This window comes from Kribbella sp. NBC_00359 (assembly GCF_036097425.1).
Lineage (GTDB): Bacteria > Actinomycetota > Actinomycetes > Propionibacteriales > Kribbellaceae > Kribbella.
Genome location: NZ_CP107975.1, coordinates 3,596,057 through 3,610,221 on the forward strand (window position 1 = coordinate 3,596,057; position 14,165 = coordinate 3,610,221).

Here is a 14,165-nt window from a genome sequence, read left to right on the forward strand (position 1 = left end):
TCAGTCTCCCAACGCATCTCTCATCGGAACCAGCTTGGCATTCGTCTCGGCCAGCTCAGCCTCAGGGTTGGAGCCCGCCACGATCCCGGCGCCGGCGAAGAGCCGCATCCGGCGTGGGTCGTCGGGGTCGGCCTGACCGCAGCGGAGCGCGATGCACCACTCGCCGTCCCCGGCCGCGTCCATCCAGCCGACCGGTCCGCTGAACCGGCCGCGCTGCATGCCCTCGACCTCACCGATCAGGTCGCGCGCGACGGATGTCGGCGTACCGCAGATCGCGGCGGACGGGTGCAGCGCGGCGGCCAGGCCGAGCGCGTTCGCGCCGTTCGCGGCGACGCCGGCGACGTCGGTGGCCAGATGCATCACGTTCGGCAGGTGCAGCACGAACGGCGTCTCGGGCACGTTCATCGACTTGCAGTGCGGCTTGAGCGCGTCGGCCACCGACCGTACGGCGTACTCGTGCTCCTCCAGGTCCTTGCTCGACCGGGCCAGCGACGCGGCCAGCGCCAGGTCGTGCGCGTCGTCGCCGGTACGGCGGATGGTCCCGGCCAGCACGCGGGACGTGATCAGGCCCTTCTCCCGCCGGACCAGCAGCTCCGGGGTGGCGCCGATCAGCCCGTCGACGGAGAACGTCCAGCAGTTCGGGTACGACGTCGACAGCCGGCGCAACGGCCAGCGCAGGTCGATCGGCTGCTCGGCGATCGCGATCAGGTCGCGGGCCAGCACCACCTTGTCCAGCTCGCCGGCGGTGATCCGCTGCACCGCGTCCGCGACGATGCTCGACCAGTCCGTGCCGGACCGGGCCCCGTCCGCGAACGTCACGTCGTACACCGGGGACGGCTCGTTGATGACCAGATCGGGAAGGGCGGGCAACGAGCTGGCGAGCGAGATCGTGGTCACCCAGGTGGTGCCGCCGCGGCGGCCGACGATCACCTCCGGGACGACCAGCTCACTCGGGTCCTGATCGGTGAAGCCGAAGGACCCGAAGCAGACCAGTCCCGAACCTGGTACGCCGACCTCGTCGCGGATCACCGCGGCCGCGGTCAGCTCGTTCCACCAGTCCACCGCCTCCTGGAAGCGGTTGCCACCGGCAACGTCGAGCCGGGCGGCGACGCCCCAGCCGACCTGACCGTCGCCACGTCGTACCCAGGCCAGTCCGCCGTCCGGCGGAAGGTGGTCCATCAGCTGCGCCGACACTCCGTCGGCGGGCTGGCTGCGGATCACTAGATGGGGAGCGGGCTGATGACCGGATCGGACCGGGTCAGACAAGGCCACGACACCCCTCCTCGCTCGCGCTCCGGCCCCGGGTCACGATGGCCGGCCGACACCCTGGAGATGCACTCACGAGATGCAAGCGTATGCCTGTCCGATGTCCAGCGAATTTCGGTGCCTCTCGGCCCCGTGATGAACTAGACATGTGACCCGCGCAGATCTCAGCAAGGAACCGCATGCCGTGGCGGCCATGTTCGACAACGTGGCCGAGGGGTACGACCGGACCAACGCGGTGGCCACGATGGGGCTGGAGAAGCTGCACTGGCGGCCGGAGACCTTCAAGGAGATCGCGCCGCGCAAGGGGCTGAAGATCCTCGACCTGGCCGCCGGGACCGGCGCCTCCAGCATCAAGTTGCGGGAGGCCGGCGCCGAGGTGGTGTCGTGCGACTTCTCGGTCGGCATGCTCCGGGTCGGCAAGCGCCGCTACCCCGAGCTCGACCTGATCGCGGGGGACGCGCTGCGGCTCCCGTTCGCCGACGCCACGTTCGACGTGGTGACGATCTCGTGGGCGCTGCGGAACGTGAACGACGTCACGGTCGCGCTGCGCGAGATGCTCCGGGTGACCCGGCCCGGCGGGCGGCTCGTCGTCCTGGAGAACTCGCATCCGACCTGGAAGCCGTTCCGGGTCGCCTACCTGGAGTACATGATGCGTGCCGTGCCGGTAGTCGCGAAGGCGGTGTCGACGAACCCCGAGGCCTACGAGTACCTGGCCGAGTCGGTCCGTGCCTGGCCGGGCCAGGAACCGCTGGCCCGCACCATCGAGGACGCCGGCTGGACCCGCGTCCAGTGGCGCAACCTGACCGGTGGTCTGGTGGCCATCCACCGCGCGGTGAAGCCGGTCTAAATTTCGCAAGGAAAACCGCGCGTAAATCGGTTGCTACCAAGGGATTCCGGGCCGGTTTCGTGTCCAAGTCAGGCAGTTCTAGACTGTCGGGTGACGAGCATTCGTGAATCGCTTCACGAGCGCGTCGGAAGGTACAGCCCCCAACTTCCAGGCCGGGATCGAGATGAGCCAGAGCGTGCCGAACGGGCAGCAGGCGGAGACCGCTGATGTGATCGTCGTCGGCGCCGGACCCGCAGGCTCGGCCGCGGCGTACCACCTGGCCAACGCCGGACTCGACGTCCTGTTGCTGGAGAAGACCGCGTTCCCGCGGGAGAAGGTCTGCGGCGACGGGCTCACGCCGCGGGGCACCAAGCAACTCATCAACATGGGCATCGACATCTCCGAAGAGGCGGGCTGGATCCGCAACTACGGTCTGCGGATCCAGGGCGCCGGGCACGTCCTGCAGCTCGACTGGCCGGACCTGGCCAGCCACCCGAACTACGGCCTGACCCGGAACCGGATGGACTTCGACGACATGCTCGCCCGGCAGGCCGTGAAGGCCGGGGCGCGGCTGCGCGAGCGGACCAACGTGAGCGGCCCGATCCTGGACGACCGGGGCCACATCGTCGGCGTCACCGCGAAGCCGGTCGACGACAACGGCCGCCGGGCCGGGGCCGACGTGGAGTTCCGGGCGCCATTGGTGATGGCCGCCGACGGCAACTCGTCGCGGCTCAGCATCGCGATGGGCCTGCACAAGCGCGACGACCGGCCGATGGGTGTCGCCGTACGGACGTACTTCACCAGCCCGCGGACCGACGACGACTACCTCGAGTCCTGGCTCGAGCTGTGGGCCGACGACCCCAAGCAGCCGGGCCAGCGGGTGCTGCTGCCCGGGTACGGCTGGATCTTCGGGATGGGCGACGGCACCGTCAACGTCGGGCTCGGCATCCTGAACACCTCCGACGCGTTCGGCAAGGTCGACTACGCCGACCTGCTCAAGCAGTGGCTGAAGAACACGCCGGAGGAGTGGCAGTTCCGCGACGAGTTCCAGACCATCCCGATCCGTGGGGCGGCGCTGCCGATGGGCTTCAACCGGCAGCCGCATTACACCCGCGGACTCATGCTGCTGGGTGATGCCGGCGGCATGGTCAACCCGTTCAATGGCGAAGGCATCCCGTACGCGATGGAGTCCGGGGCGTTCGCCGCCGAGGTCGCCGCCCAGGCCCTGCACCGGCAGCCGAACCAGCGGGAGCGCGCGTTGTCGGCGTACCCGAAGGCGCTGAAGCAGGAGTACGGCGGTTATTACACGCTCGGCCGGATCTTCGTGAAGCTGATCGGAAATCCGGAGGTGATGCGGCTGTGCACGAAGTACGGTCTGCCGCGCACCACTTTGATGAAGTTCACCTTGAAGTTGCTGGCCAACCTCACCGACCCGCGCGACGGCGACGTGATGGACAAGATCATCAACGGTCTCACCAAGCTCGCACCGGCGGCCTGACCGGCGGGGCGAGTGAGCTGACCCACAGCGGTACTGATAACACAGTGCTGTTCCGAAACACAGACAGACAAGACCACCGGCTGAAGGAGAGGGAGCACGAGAACGATGCACCCTTACGTACCGATCCTCGTTCTCGGTGTGCTCGCGGCGATCTTCGTGGCGGGCACTCTGGTGACGAGCGCGCTGGTCGGACCCAAGCGCTACAACCGGGCCAAGCTCGACTCCTACGAGTGTGGGATCGAGCCGACCCCGCAGCCGGTCGGTGGCGGGCGGTTCCCGGTCAAGTACTACATCACCGCGATGCTCTTCATCGTGTTCGACATCGAGATCATCTTCCTCTACCCCTGGGCGGTCGCCTTCGACCAGATGGCGCTGTTCGGGCTGATCGAGATGGTCATCTTCATCGTCACCGTCTTCGTCGCGTACGCCTACGTGTGGCGTCGTGGCGGACTGGAGTGGGACTGAACTATGGGTGTTGAGGAACAGCTTCCGGCCGGCGTCCTGCTGACCACCATCGAGGGCCTGTCCGGCTACATGCGGAAGGCGTCGTTGTGGCCGGCAACCTTCGGGCTCGCCTGCTGCGCGATCGAGATGATGACGACCGGCGCGCCGCGGTACGACGCCGCCCGGTTCGGCATGGAGGTCTTCCGGGCGTCGCCCCGGCAGGCCGACCTGATGATCGTGGCCGGCCGGGTGAGCCAGAAGATGGCCCCGGTACTGCGCCAGATCTACGACCAGATGCCGAACCCGAAGTGGGTGCTGGCGATGGGTGTCTGCGCGTCGTCCGGCGGCATGTTCAACAACTACGCGATCGTGCAGGGCGTGGACCACGTCGTACCGGTCGACATGTACCTGCCCGGTTGCCCGCCGCGGCCGGAGATGCTGCTGGACGCGTTCCTGAAGCTGCACGACAACATCCAGCACAGCAAGCTCGGCGCCAACAAGCGCGCGGAGCTGCAGGAGCGGGAGGTCGCCGCACTGGCGGCCGCGCCCACGATCGAGATGAAGGGGCTTCTCCGGTGAGCGACACGCAACCCGAGAACCTGCCGGCGACGTCGGCGGCCGGTGACGCTCAGACCCCGGCGGCCGAGGTGGTGGACCAGCGCGAGGGCATGTTCGGTGTCCGCGGCACCGGTGACACCTCCGGCTTCGGCGGCCTGCGCCGCCAGGTCGCACTGCCCGGCGGTACGCCGAAGCCGTACGGCTCCTGGTTCGACGGCGCGACCGAGCGGCTCGAGGGCCTGACCGGCGACGGCGCGATCGAGAAGGTCGTGGTCGACCGCACCGAGCTGACCCTGCACATCAAGCGCGAGCATCTGGTCGATGTCTGCCGGCACCTGCGCGACGACGAGGCGCTGCGGTTCGAGTTCTGCTCCGGTGTCAGTGGGGTGCACTACCCGCACGAGACCGACCGCGAACTGCACGCCGTCTACCACTTGCTGTCGATCACCCACAACCGCCGGATCCGGCTCGAGGTGTCGGTGCCCGACAGCGACCCGCACATCCCGTCCATCGTCTCGGTCTACCCGGCCAACGACTGGCACGAGCGCGAGACCTGGGACTTCTTCGGCATCGTCTTCGACGGTCACCCGGCGCTGACCCGGATCCAGATGCCCGACGACTGGCCGGGTCACCCGCAACGCAAGGACTACCCGCTCGGCGGGATCGACGTCGAGTACAAGGGCGCCGTCATCCCACCGCCCGACACGCGGAGGTCGTACAACTGATGACCACTACAGACCCGTACGCGACCACTCGCGACACCACCGAGGGCAAGGTCTTCACCGTCACCGGTCAGGACTGGGACGCGGTCGTGGCCGGCCTCGGCGACGAGCCCGAAGAGCGCATCGTCGTCAACATGGGCCCGCAGCACCCGTCCACCCACGGCGTACTCCGGCTGATCCTCGAGATCGAGGGCGAGACGGTGACCGAGGCCCGCTGCGGCATCGGCTACCTGCACACCGGTATCGAGAAGAACATGGAGTTCCGCTCCTGGGTGCAGGGCGTCACGTTCTGCACCCGGATGGACTACCTGTCGCCGTTCTACAACGAGGCGGCGTACAGCCTCGCGGTCGAGCGGCTGCTCGGGATCGAGGACCAGATCCCCGAGAAGGCGAACGTGATGCGGGTGCTCCTGATGGAGCTCAACCGGATCAGCAGCCACCTGGTCTGCATCGCCACCGGTGGGATGGAGATCGGCGCGCTGACCGTGATGACGATCGGCTTCCGCGAGCGGGAGATGACGCTCGACCTGTTCGAGCTGATCACCGGCCTGCGGATGAACCACGCGTTCATCCGGCCGGGCGGCGTCGCCCAGGACCTGCCGCCGGGTGCGCTGGACAAGATCCGCGAGTACATCACCTGGATGAACAAGCACCTGCCCGAGTACGCCGAGCTCTGCAACGCGAACCCGATCTTCAAGGCCCGGCTGCAGAACGTCGGCTACCTGGATCTGGCCGGCTGCATGGCGCTGGGCATCAGCGGCCCGCCGCTGCGCTCGACCGGCTACGCGATGGACCTGCGCAAGTCCCAGCCGTACTGCGGCTACGAGACGTACGACTTCGACGTACCGACCTGGGACTCCGCGGACTCCTACGGGCGGTTCCGGGTCCGGCTGCAGGAGATGCACGAGTCGCTGAAGATCGTCGAGCAGTGCGCCGACCGGCTGGCGAAGATGGAAGGCGAGCCGGTGATGGTGGCCGACAAGAAGATCGGCTGGCCGAGCCAGCTGGCGGTCGGCTCCGACGGGATGGGCAACTCCCTCGACCACATCAAGCACATCATGGGCGAGTCGATGGAAGCGCTGATCCATCACTTCAAGCTGGTCACCGAGGGCTTCCGGGTGCCGGCCGGCCAGGCGTACGTCGCCCTCGAGTCGCCGCGCGGTGAGCTCGGCTGCCACCTGGTCTCCGACGGCGGCACCAAGCCGTACCGGGCGCACTTCCGTGACCCGTCCTTCGCAAACCTGCAGGCGATGCCGATCATGTGCGAGGGCGCACAGGTCGCCGACGTGATCGTCGCCGTCGCCAGCCTTGACCCGGTGATGGGTGGAGTGGACCGATAGATGGCCGAGAACCACGCGACCGCAACCGACAAGCCGGTGCCGTACAGCACCGGTGACTCGAAGATCACCGACGCGACGATCGCAGAGATGCGCGAGATCATGGCGCGGTACCCGCAGGCCCGGTCGGCGCTGCTACCGATGCTGCACCTGGTGCAGTCGGTGGAGGGCCGGGTCACCCCGGAGGGCATCGAGATCTGCGCCGACCTGCTCGAGCTGACCGGCGCCGAGGTGTCCGCGGTGGCGACCTTCTACACGATGTACAAGCGCCGCCCGGTCGGCGACTACCACGTCGGGGTCTGCACCAACACGCTCTGCGCCGTGATGGGTGGCGACCTGATCTTCGACCGGCTCAAGCAGCACCTCGACGTCGGCAACGACGAGACCACCGAGGACGGCAAGATCACCCTCGAGCACCTGGAGTGCAACGCCGCCTGCGACTACGCGCCGGTGATGATGGTGAACTGGGAGTTCTTCGACGACATGACGCCGGAGTCGGCCACCCAGCTGGTCGACGACCTGCGCGAGGGCAACGAGGTGAAGTCGCCGCGCGGTGCGACGATCTGCACCTGGCGCGAGGCCGAGCGAGTGCTGGCCGGCTTCCCCGACGGCCGGGCCGACGAGGGTCCGACCGGCGGCAAGGCGACGCTGGCCGGCCTCCGGCTGGCCCGCGAGCGCAACTGGACCGCTCCCGGCGGCCGCGCCAGCGGTTCCCGGGCTCCGCTCGACGCGGCTCCTGGCCCGCGGCCGGAAGACCAGCCGGGCAAGGAATCCCAGGCCGTCCACACCGACGACTCCCGGAAGGAGGACTGACCATGCTGACCCCGGTACTGTCCGACAACTGGGACCAGATCCGTTCCTGGCAGCTCTCGTCGTACCAGCGGTCCGGCGGGTACGAGGCCCTCCGTACGGCGCTGCAGATGCAGCCGGCCGACGTGGTCACCGCCGTCAAGGACTCCGGTCTGCGCGGCCGTGGTGGCGCGGGCTTCCCGACCGGGATGAAGTGGTCGTTCATCCCGCAGGACAACCCGAAGCCGAAGTACCTGGTGGTGAACGCGGACGAGTCCGAGCCGGGCACCTGCAAGGACATCCCGCTGATGCTCGCCTCGCCGCACACGCTGGTCGAAGGCGTCATCATCGCGTCCTACGCGATCCGCGCGAGTGCCGCGTTCATCTACGTCCGCGGCGAGGTCCTGCACGTTGTCCGCCGGCTGCAGCAGGCGGTCGCCGAGGCCAAGGAAGCCGGCTTCATCGGCCAGAACATCCTCGGCAGCGGCTACGACCTGGACGTGATCGTGCACGCCGGCGCCGGCGCCTACATCTGCGGCGAGGAGACGGCGCTGCTGGACTCGCTGGAAGGACGTCGCGGTCAACCTCGGCTGCGTCCTCCGTTCCCGGCGGTGGCGGGTCTCTACGGCTCGCCCACTGTTATCAACAACGTCGAGTCGATCGCGTCGGTTCCCGTCATCCTCAAGAACGGCGCCGACTGGTTCTCCTCGATGGGCACCGAGAAGTCCAAGGGCATGACGCTGTACTCGCTGTCCGGGCACGTCACCCGCCCGGGGCAGTACGAGGCGCCGATGGGCATCACGCTGCGGGAGCTGATCGACCTGGCCGGAGGTGTCCGTCAGGGCCATCAGCTGAAGTTCTGGACGCCGGGTGGTTCGTCCACGCCGCTGCTGACCTCGGAGCACCTCGACGTCCCGCTGGACTACGAGGGCGTCGGCTCGGTCGGCTCGATGCTGGGCACCAAGGCGCTGCAGATCTTCGACGACAGCACCTGCGTGGTCCGCTCGGTGCTGCGCTGGACCGAGTTCTATAAGCACGAGTCCTGCGGCAAGTGCACGCCGTGCCGCGAGGGCACCTGGTGGCTGGTGCAGATCCTCGAGCGGCTGGAGCACGGCAAGGGCACCGAGGAGGACCTGGTCACCCTGCTCGACCTGTGCGAGAACATCACCGGCCGTTCGTTCTGCGCGCTGGCCGACGGTGCGACCGCGCCGATCACCAGCTCGATCCAGTACTTCAAGGACGAGTACCTGGCGCACTTCGAGAACGGCGGCTGCCCGTTCGACCCGATGGCAAGCACTGTCTTCGCTACCGCTGGAGCAAGCGCATGACGATCCAAGCGAACCCGCCGGCCGGGTCGGAGGTGGAGCGCACCGATCTGGTGACGGTCACCATCGACGACATCGAGGTGAAGGTTCCGAAGAACACCCTGCTGATCCGGGCCGCGGAGCAGATCGGGATCCAGATCCCGCGGTTCTGCGACCACCCGCTGCTCGACCCGGTCGGGGCCTGCCGGCAATGTCTGGTCGAGATCACCGACGCCGGGAACGGCCGGGGGATGCCGAAGCCGCAGGCCTCCTGCACGATCACCGTCGCCGACGGCATGGTGGTCCGGACCCAGGTGTCCTCGCCGGTGGCGGACAAGGCCCAGCACGGGAACATGGAGTTCCTGCTGATCAACCACCCGCTGGACTGCCCGGTCTGCGACAAGGGCGGCGAGTGCCCGCTGCAGAACCAGGCGATGAGCAACGGCCGCGGCGAAAGCCGGTTCCACGAGATCAAGCGGACCTACCCGAAGCCGATCAACATTTCCGCCGAGGTGCTGCTGGACCGCGAGCGCTGCATCCTCTGCGCGCGCTGCACCCGGTTCTCCGAGCAGATCGCCGGTGACCCGTTCATCGCGCTGATCGAGCGCGGCGCACTGCAGCAGGTCGGCATCTACGAGAAGGAGCCGTTCGAGAGCTACTTCTCCGGCAACACGATCCAGATCTGCCCGGTCGGTGCGCTGACGAGTGCGGCGTACCGGTTCCGGTCCCGGCCGTTCGACCTGGTGTCGGTGCCGTCGGTGGCGGAGCACGACTCCTCCGGTGCGGCGATCCGGGTCGACTACCGGCGCGGCAAGGTGATGCGCCGGCTCGCCGGCGACGACCCGCAGGTCAACGAGGAGTGGATCTCCGACAAGGACCGGTTCGCGTTCAACTACGCGATCACCGGCGACCGGCTGACCCACCCGATGATCCGCGAGGACGGCGAGCTGCGGCCGGCGTCCTGGCCGGAGGCACTGTCCTTCGCGGCGGAGAACCTGACCGCGGCCCGCGGCAACGCGGCCGTGCTGACCGGCGGCCGGCTGACCGTCGAGGACGCCTACGCGTACTCGAAGTTCGCCCGGGTCGCCCTCGGCACCAACGACATCGACTTCCGGGCCCGGCCGCACTCCGCGGAGGAGGCGGACTTCCTCGCCGCCGCGGTGGCCGGCACCGGTCTCGGTACGACGTTCCGAGACCTGGAGCAGGCCGGATCCGTGCTGCTCGTCGGGTTCGAGCCGGAAGAGGAAGCGCCGTCGGTGTTCCTCCGGCTGCGCAAGGGCGTCCGTGCCCACGGCACCAAGGTCTTCACGGTCGCGGCCTACGGGTCCCGCGGCATCGAGAAGCTGGACGGCGTCGTCGTACCGGCATCGCCGGGCACCGAGGCCGCCGTACTGGCCGACCTCAATGCCGCCGGTGCGGCCGGGGCCGCGGCGCGGGCCGCGCTCGGTGCGGACTCGATCATCGTCGTGGGTGAGCGGCTCGCGAGCGCGCCGGGTGGTTACTCGGCCGCGCTGCGGCTGGCGCTCGACACGGGTGCGCAGCTGGCCTGGATCCCGCGGCGTGCGGGTGACCGCAGCGCGCTCGAGGCCGGCTGCCTGCCGGGGCTGCTGCCCGGTGGCCGGCTGGTGTCCGACCCGCAGGCGCGCGTCGACATGCAGGCCGCGTGGGGTGTGGAGCACCTGCCGGCGAACGTCGGCAAGGACCTGACCGAGATCCTGGCTTCGGCCGGGTCCCTGGCCGCCCTGGTGGTCGCCGGGGTCGAGATCGACGATCTGCCCGACCCGGCGGCGGCCCTGGCCGCGCTCGAGGCCGCGCCGTTCGTGGTCAGCTTCGAGGTCCGCAACTCGCAGGTGACCGAGCACGCCGACGTCGTCTTCCCGGTGGTTCCGCCGGCGGAGAAGGACGGCACCTTCGTCAACTGGGAAGGCCGCGAGCGGTCGTTCCCGGTGGTGCTGCCGGTCCCGGCCGCGATGCCCGACGTCCGGGCGCTGGCCGCGCTGGCGCAGGAGATGGACCGGTCGCTCGGGTTCGCCACTCCGGCCGGGGCGAAGAAGGAGTACGACGAGCTCGGCCGCTGGGACGGGGATCGCGCGCAGGAGCCGACGTACCAGGCCGGTCCGTCGCTCGGCGCGTTCGACTCCACCCGGCTGGCGACCTGGCGGATGCTGATCGACGACAGCCGGGCGAACGACGGTGAGCCGCACCTGACCGCCACCGCGCGTACGCCGGTCGCGCGGATCTCGCTCACCACCGCGCGGCGGCTCGGAGTCGCCGACGGGGACGAGTTGGCGGTCAGCACCGACGCCGGCTCGATCCGGCTGCCGGTGGTGATCACCACGATGACCGACAACGTGGTCTGGCTGCCGACGAACTCGGCCGACTCCCATGTCCGCCGGTCTCTGCACGCCGACCATGGCTCGATCGTCACGATCGCCGGAGGGAACGCATGATCAACATCCCGCTCGCGGTGCCGGACGCAGGGGTCGGGAACGACGACTGGTGGGTCGTCGGCCTCAAGGTGCTGCTGGTCTTCGTCTTCCTGATCGTGCTGACGCTGTTCAACATCTGGTGGGAGCGCCGGGTCGTGGCCCGGATGCAGCAGCGGATCGGCCCGAACGTGCACGGTCCGCAGGGCCTGCTGCAGTCGCTCGCCGACGGTATGAAGCTGATGTTCAAGGAAGACCTGATGCCGAAGGGCGTGGACAAGCTCGTCTACGTCCTGGCGCCGGTGGTCGTGTCGATCCCGGCCTTCCTGACCTTCGCGGTGATCCCGTTCGGACCGACGGTGAAGATCCCGTTCACCGACACCTACACCCGGCTGCAGATCACCGACCTGCCGGTCTCGGTGCTGTACGTGATGGCGGTCGCCTCGATCGGCATCTACGGCATCGTGCTCGGCGGCTGGTCGTCCAACTCGACGTACTCGCTGCTCGGTGGCCTGCGGTCCAGCGCGCAGATGATCTCGTACGAGGTCGCCATGGGCCTGGCGCTGGTGACCGTGTTCCTGTTCGCCGGCTCGATGTCCACCTCGGAGATCGTCGCGGCGCAGTCGCACCAGACCGTGCACCTGTTCGGTACGGCGATCTCGCTGCCCGGGTGGTACGCGTTCCTGCTGTTCCCGTCGTTCGTGATCTACGTGATCTCGATGGTCGGCGAGACGAACCGGGCGCCGTTCGACCTGCCGGAGGCCGAGGGCGAGCTGGTGGCCGGCTTCCTGACCGAGTACTCGTCGATGAAGTACGCGATGTTCTTCCTGGCCGAGTACATCAACATGGCGACCGTGTCGGCGCTGGCCACCACGCTGTTCCTGGGCGGCTGGCGGGCCCCGTGGCCGATCTCGATCTGGGACGGCGCGAACTCCGGCTTCTGGCCGGTGCTGTGGTTCGTCGGCAAGATGATGTGCTTCATCTTCTTCTACATCTGGCTGCGCGGCACGCTGCCGCGGCTGCGCTACGACCAGTTCATGCGGCTCGGCTGGAAGATCCTGATCCCGATCTCGCTGGCCTGGATCCTGCTGGTCGCGACCGTCCGCGCGGTCGGCCGGGAGACCACCTTCAGCCGCAGCACGCTGCTGGTCGCCGCCGCCGTCGTGCTGGTGATCGCGGTGGTCACCCTGTTCGTGCCGGCCAAGCCCAAGGAAGACAAGACCGAGGTCGACGACGGCGAGGACTTCGATGCCTTCGCCGGCGGCTTCCCGGTGCCACCACCGCTCGTCAAGACTCCGAGCCGAAATGAGGCGGACGTCAGCCGTGGCTGAGAAAAAGACAGTCAAAGAGTCCCTCTGGGATCCGGTAGCCGGGTTCGGGGTCACCTTCCGGACGATGTTCCGGAAGGTGTTCACCGAGGAGTACCCGTTCGAGAAGAAGCCGACCGCCCCACGCTTCCACGGCCGGCACCAGCTGAACCGCTGGCCGGACGGGCTGGAGAAGTGCATCGGTTGCGAGCTGTGCGCGTGGGCCTGTCCCGCGGACGCGATCTACGTCGAGGGTGCCGACAACACCGATGGCGGCCGGTTCTCCCCTGGTGAGCGGTACGGCCGGGTGTACCAGATCAACTACCTGCGCTGCATCCTCTGCGGTCTGTGCATCGAGGCCTGCCCGACCCGGGCGCTCACGATGACCAACGAGTACGAGCTCGCCGACAGCAGCCGCGCGTCCCTCATCTACGAGAAGAAGGATCTGCTGGCGCCGCTGCTCCCGGGCATGCAGGAGCCGCCGCACGACATGCAGCTCGGCAGCACCGAGAAGGACTACTACCTCGGTCTGACCGGTGCGGCCGTACCGGCCGAGGGTGGTGACGCCAAATGATCGGCATGGTCACCGGCGCGCACTTCGCGTTCTGGCTGCTGGCTCCGGTCATGATCCTGGCCGCGATCGCGATGGTCCTGGTCCGCAAGGCGGTGCACTCGGCACTGCTGCTGGCGACGGTGATGATCTGCCTCGCGGTGCAGTACGCCGCTCTGGACGCGCCGTTCCTGTTCGCCGTACAGATCATCGTCTACACCGGCGCGATCCTGATGCTGTTCCTGTTCGTGCTGATGCTGGTCGGCGTGGACGCCTCTGACTCCCTGGTCGAGACGATCCGCGGCCAGCGGCTGCTGGCCGCGGTGGCGTTCCTCGGCTTCGGGATCCTGCTGGTCGCCGCCGTCGGCAACGCGATCTGGGCGCACCCGACCGGGCTGGCCGACGCGCAGCCGGAGGGGAACGTCAGAGGCCTCGCACAGCTGTTGTTCGGCAAGTACGTGTTCGCCTTCGAGGTGACCTCGGCGCTGCTGATCACGGCGGCGCTGGGCGCGATGATGCTGGCGCACCGTGAGCGGCTGACCAAGAAGAGGACCCAGCGCGACCACGCCGAGGAGCGGCTCCGCAAGTACGCCGAGCAGGGGATCCACCCGGGTCCGCTGCCGACTCCCGGCGTACTGGCCCGGCACAACGCCGTCGACACGCCGGCGCTGCTGCCGGACGGGTCGATCGCACCGACCTCGGTTTCGCGTGTGCTGCAGGCACGTGGCACCGTGTTCCCCGAAACCGAGGAGCGGGCCGACATCGACGAGGTCCGCAAGCTCGACGCGGGCGACGACTACGACGCCTCCGAAGACTCCGACGAGGGAGAGAAGGCATGACGACCGAGCCGTACATCGTGCTCGCGGCGATCCTTTTCAGTATCGGCGCCCTCGGCGTGCTGGTGCGCCGCAACGCCATCGTCGTCTTCATGTGCGTCGAACTGATGCTGAACGCAACGAACCTCGCGTTCGTCACCTTCGCCCGCCAGCACGGCAACCTCGACGGCCAGATCGCCGCCTTCTTCGTGATGGTGGTGGCCGCGGCCGAGGTGGTCGTCGGGCTGGCGATCATCATGGCCATCTTCCGCACCCGTCGCTCGGCCTCGGTCGACGACGCCAACCTGCTCAAGTACTGAGGT

14 protein-coding genes are annotated in these 14,165 nt (G+C 68.4%); 13 read left to right on the forward strand and 1 reads right to left on the reverse strand.

The annotated features are described in order from the left end of the window. On the reverse strand, nt 1-1,272 hold the full coding sequence (locus OG876_RS17570) for an isochorismate synthase (protein WP_328525951.1): 1,272 nt from the start codon (nt 1,270-1,272) through the stop codon (nt 1-3). Nucleotides 1,273-1,414: 142 nt separating this feature from the next. Between OG876_RS17570 and OG876_RS17575 the strand changes: the two genes are divergently transcribed. From OG876_RS17575 to nuoK, 13 genes are all read left to right on the forward strand, one after another. Further along, nucleotides 1,415-2,113, forward strand: a complete 699-nt coding sequence (locus OG876_RS17575; RefSeq protein ID WP_328525952.1) for a demethylmenaquinone methyltransferase — start codon at nt 1,415-1,417, stop codon at nt 2,111-2,113. Nucleotides 2,114-2,276: 163 nt separating this feature from the next. Then, nucleotides 2,277-3,590, forward strand: a complete 1,314-nt coding sequence (locus OG876_RS17580; RefSeq protein ID WP_328526922.1) for a geranylgeranyl reductase family protein — start codon at nt 2,277-2,279, stop codon at nt 3,588-3,590. Nucleotides 3,591-3,695: 105 nt separating this feature from the next. After that, nucleotides 3,696-4,055, forward strand: a complete 360-nt coding sequence (locus OG876_RS17585) for an NADH-quinone oxidoreductase subunit A (protein ID WP_132147066.1) — start codon at nt 3,696-3,698, stop codon at nt 4,053-4,055. 3 nt (nt 4,056-4,058) lie between these two features. Next, nucleotides 4,059-4,613 (forward strand): NuoB/complex I 20 kDa subunit family protein, encoded by a 555-nt coding sequence (locus tag OG876_RS17590; RefSeq protein ID WP_328525953.1) that lies wholly within the window; start codon nt 4,059-4,061, stop codon nt 4,611-4,613. Then, a complete protein-coding gene (locus OG876_RS17595) occupies nt 4,610-5,317 on the forward strand; it encodes an NADH-quinone oxidoreductase subunit C (RefSeq protein WP_328525954.1) in 708 nt (235 codons plus the stop codon). The genes OG876_RS17590 and OG876_RS17595 overlap by 4 nt, the downstream gene beginning before the upstream one ends. Continuing rightward, complete coding sequence (locus tag OG876_RS17600; RefSeq protein WP_328525955.1) at nt 5,317-6,654, forward strand: NADH-quinone oxidoreductase subunit D; 1,338 nt, start codon at nt 5,317-5,319, stop codon at nt 6,652-6,654. The genes OG876_RS17595 and OG876_RS17600 overlap by 1 nt, the downstream gene beginning before the upstream one ends. Continuing rightward, nucleotides 6,655-7,464 carry an NADH-quinone oxidoreductase subunit NuoE gene (gene nuoE, locus OG876_RS17605; RefSeq protein ID WP_328525956.1) on the forward strand — a complete coding sequence of 270 codons (810 nt, stop codon included), beginning with the start codon at nt 6,655-6,657 and terminating at the stop codon, nt 7,462-7,464. It begins immediately after the preceding gene. A gap of 2 nt (nt 7,465-7,466) precedes the next feature. Then, a complete protein-coding gene (gene nuoF / locus OG876_RS17610) occupies nt 7,467-8,768 on the forward strand; it encodes an NADH-quinone oxidoreductase subunit NuoF (protein ID WP_328525957.1) in 1,302 nt (433 codons plus the stop codon). Beyond that, nucleotides 8,765-11,194 carry an NADH-quinone oxidoreductase subunit G gene (locus OG876_RS17615; protein ID WP_328525958.1) on the forward strand — a complete coding sequence of 810 codons (2,430 nt, stop codon included), beginning with the start codon at nt 8,765-8,767 and terminating at the stop codon, nt 11,192-11,194. Before nuoF ends, OG876_RS17615 begins: the two co-directional genes overlap by 4 nt. Then, nucleotides 11,191-12,501: an NADH-quinone oxidoreductase subunit NuoH gene (gene nuoH, locus OG876_RS17620; protein ID WP_328525959.1), complete on the forward strand. Its 1,311-nt coding sequence runs from the start codon at nt 11,191-11,193 to the stop codon at nt 12,499-12,501. The genes OG876_RS17615 and nuoH overlap by 4 nt, the downstream gene beginning before the upstream one ends. Beyond that, entirely contained in the window at nt 12,494-13,051 is a 558-nt protein-coding gene (nuoI, locus tag OG876_RS17625) for an NADH-quinone oxidoreductase subunit NuoI (protein ID WP_442914138.1), read from the forward strand. The genes nuoH and nuoI overlap by 8 nt, the downstream gene beginning before the upstream one ends. Next, nucleotides 13,048-13,866 (forward strand): NADH-quinone oxidoreductase subunit J, encoded by an 819-nt coding sequence (locus OG876_RS17630; RefSeq protein ID WP_328525961.1) that lies wholly within the window; start codon nt 13,048-13,050, stop codon nt 13,864-13,866. The genes nuoI and OG876_RS17630 overlap by 4 nt, the downstream gene beginning before the upstream one ends. After that, a complete protein-coding gene (gene nuoK / locus OG876_RS17635) occupies nt 13,863-14,162 on the forward strand; it encodes an NADH-quinone oxidoreductase subunit NuoK (protein ID WP_328525962.1) in 300 nt (99 codons plus the stop codon). The genes OG876_RS17630 and nuoK overlap by 4 nt, the downstream gene beginning before the upstream one ends. The last annotated feature ends 3 nt before the right edge of the window (nt 14,163-14,165 follow it).

Coding starts and splice junctions, on each gene's coding strand:
- nuoF (WP_328525957.1), top strand. CDS start 7,467: ATGCTGACCCCGGTACTGTCCGACAACTGGGACCAGATCCGTTCCTGG.
- nuoK (WP_328525962.1), top strand. CDS start 13,863: ATGACGACCGAGCCGTACATCGTGCTCGCGGCGATCCTTTTCAGTATC.
- OG876_RS17585 (WP_132147066.1), top strand. CDS start 3,696: ATGCACCCTTACGTACCGATCCTCGTTCTCGGTGTGCTCGCGGCGATC.
- OG876_RS17600 (WP_328525955.1), top strand. CDS start 5,317: ATGACCACTACAGACCCGTACGCGACCACTCGCGACACCACCGAGGGC.
- nuoE (WP_328525956.1), top strand. CDS start 6,655: ATGGCCGAGAACCACGCGACCGCAACCGACAAGCCGGTGCCGTACAGC.
- OG876_RS17580 (WP_328526922.1), top strand. CDS start 2,277: ATGAGCCAGAGCGTGCCGAACGGGCAGCAGGCGGAGACCGCTGATGTG.
- OG876_RS17615 (WP_328525958.1), top strand. CDS start 8,765: ATGACGATCCAAGCGAACCCGCCGGCCGGGTCGGAGGTGGAGCGCACC.
- nuoH (WP_328525959.1), top strand. CDS start 11,191: ATGATCAACATCCCGCTCGCGGTGCCGGACGCAGGGGTCGGGAACGAC.
- OG876_RS17590 (WP_328525953.1), top strand. CDS start 4,059: ATGGGTGTTGAGGAACAGCTTCCGGCCGGCGTCCTGCTGACCACCATC.
- OG876_RS17630 (WP_328525961.1), top strand. CDS start 13,048: ATGATCGGCATGGTCACCGGCGCGCACTTCGCGTTCTGGCTGCTGGCT.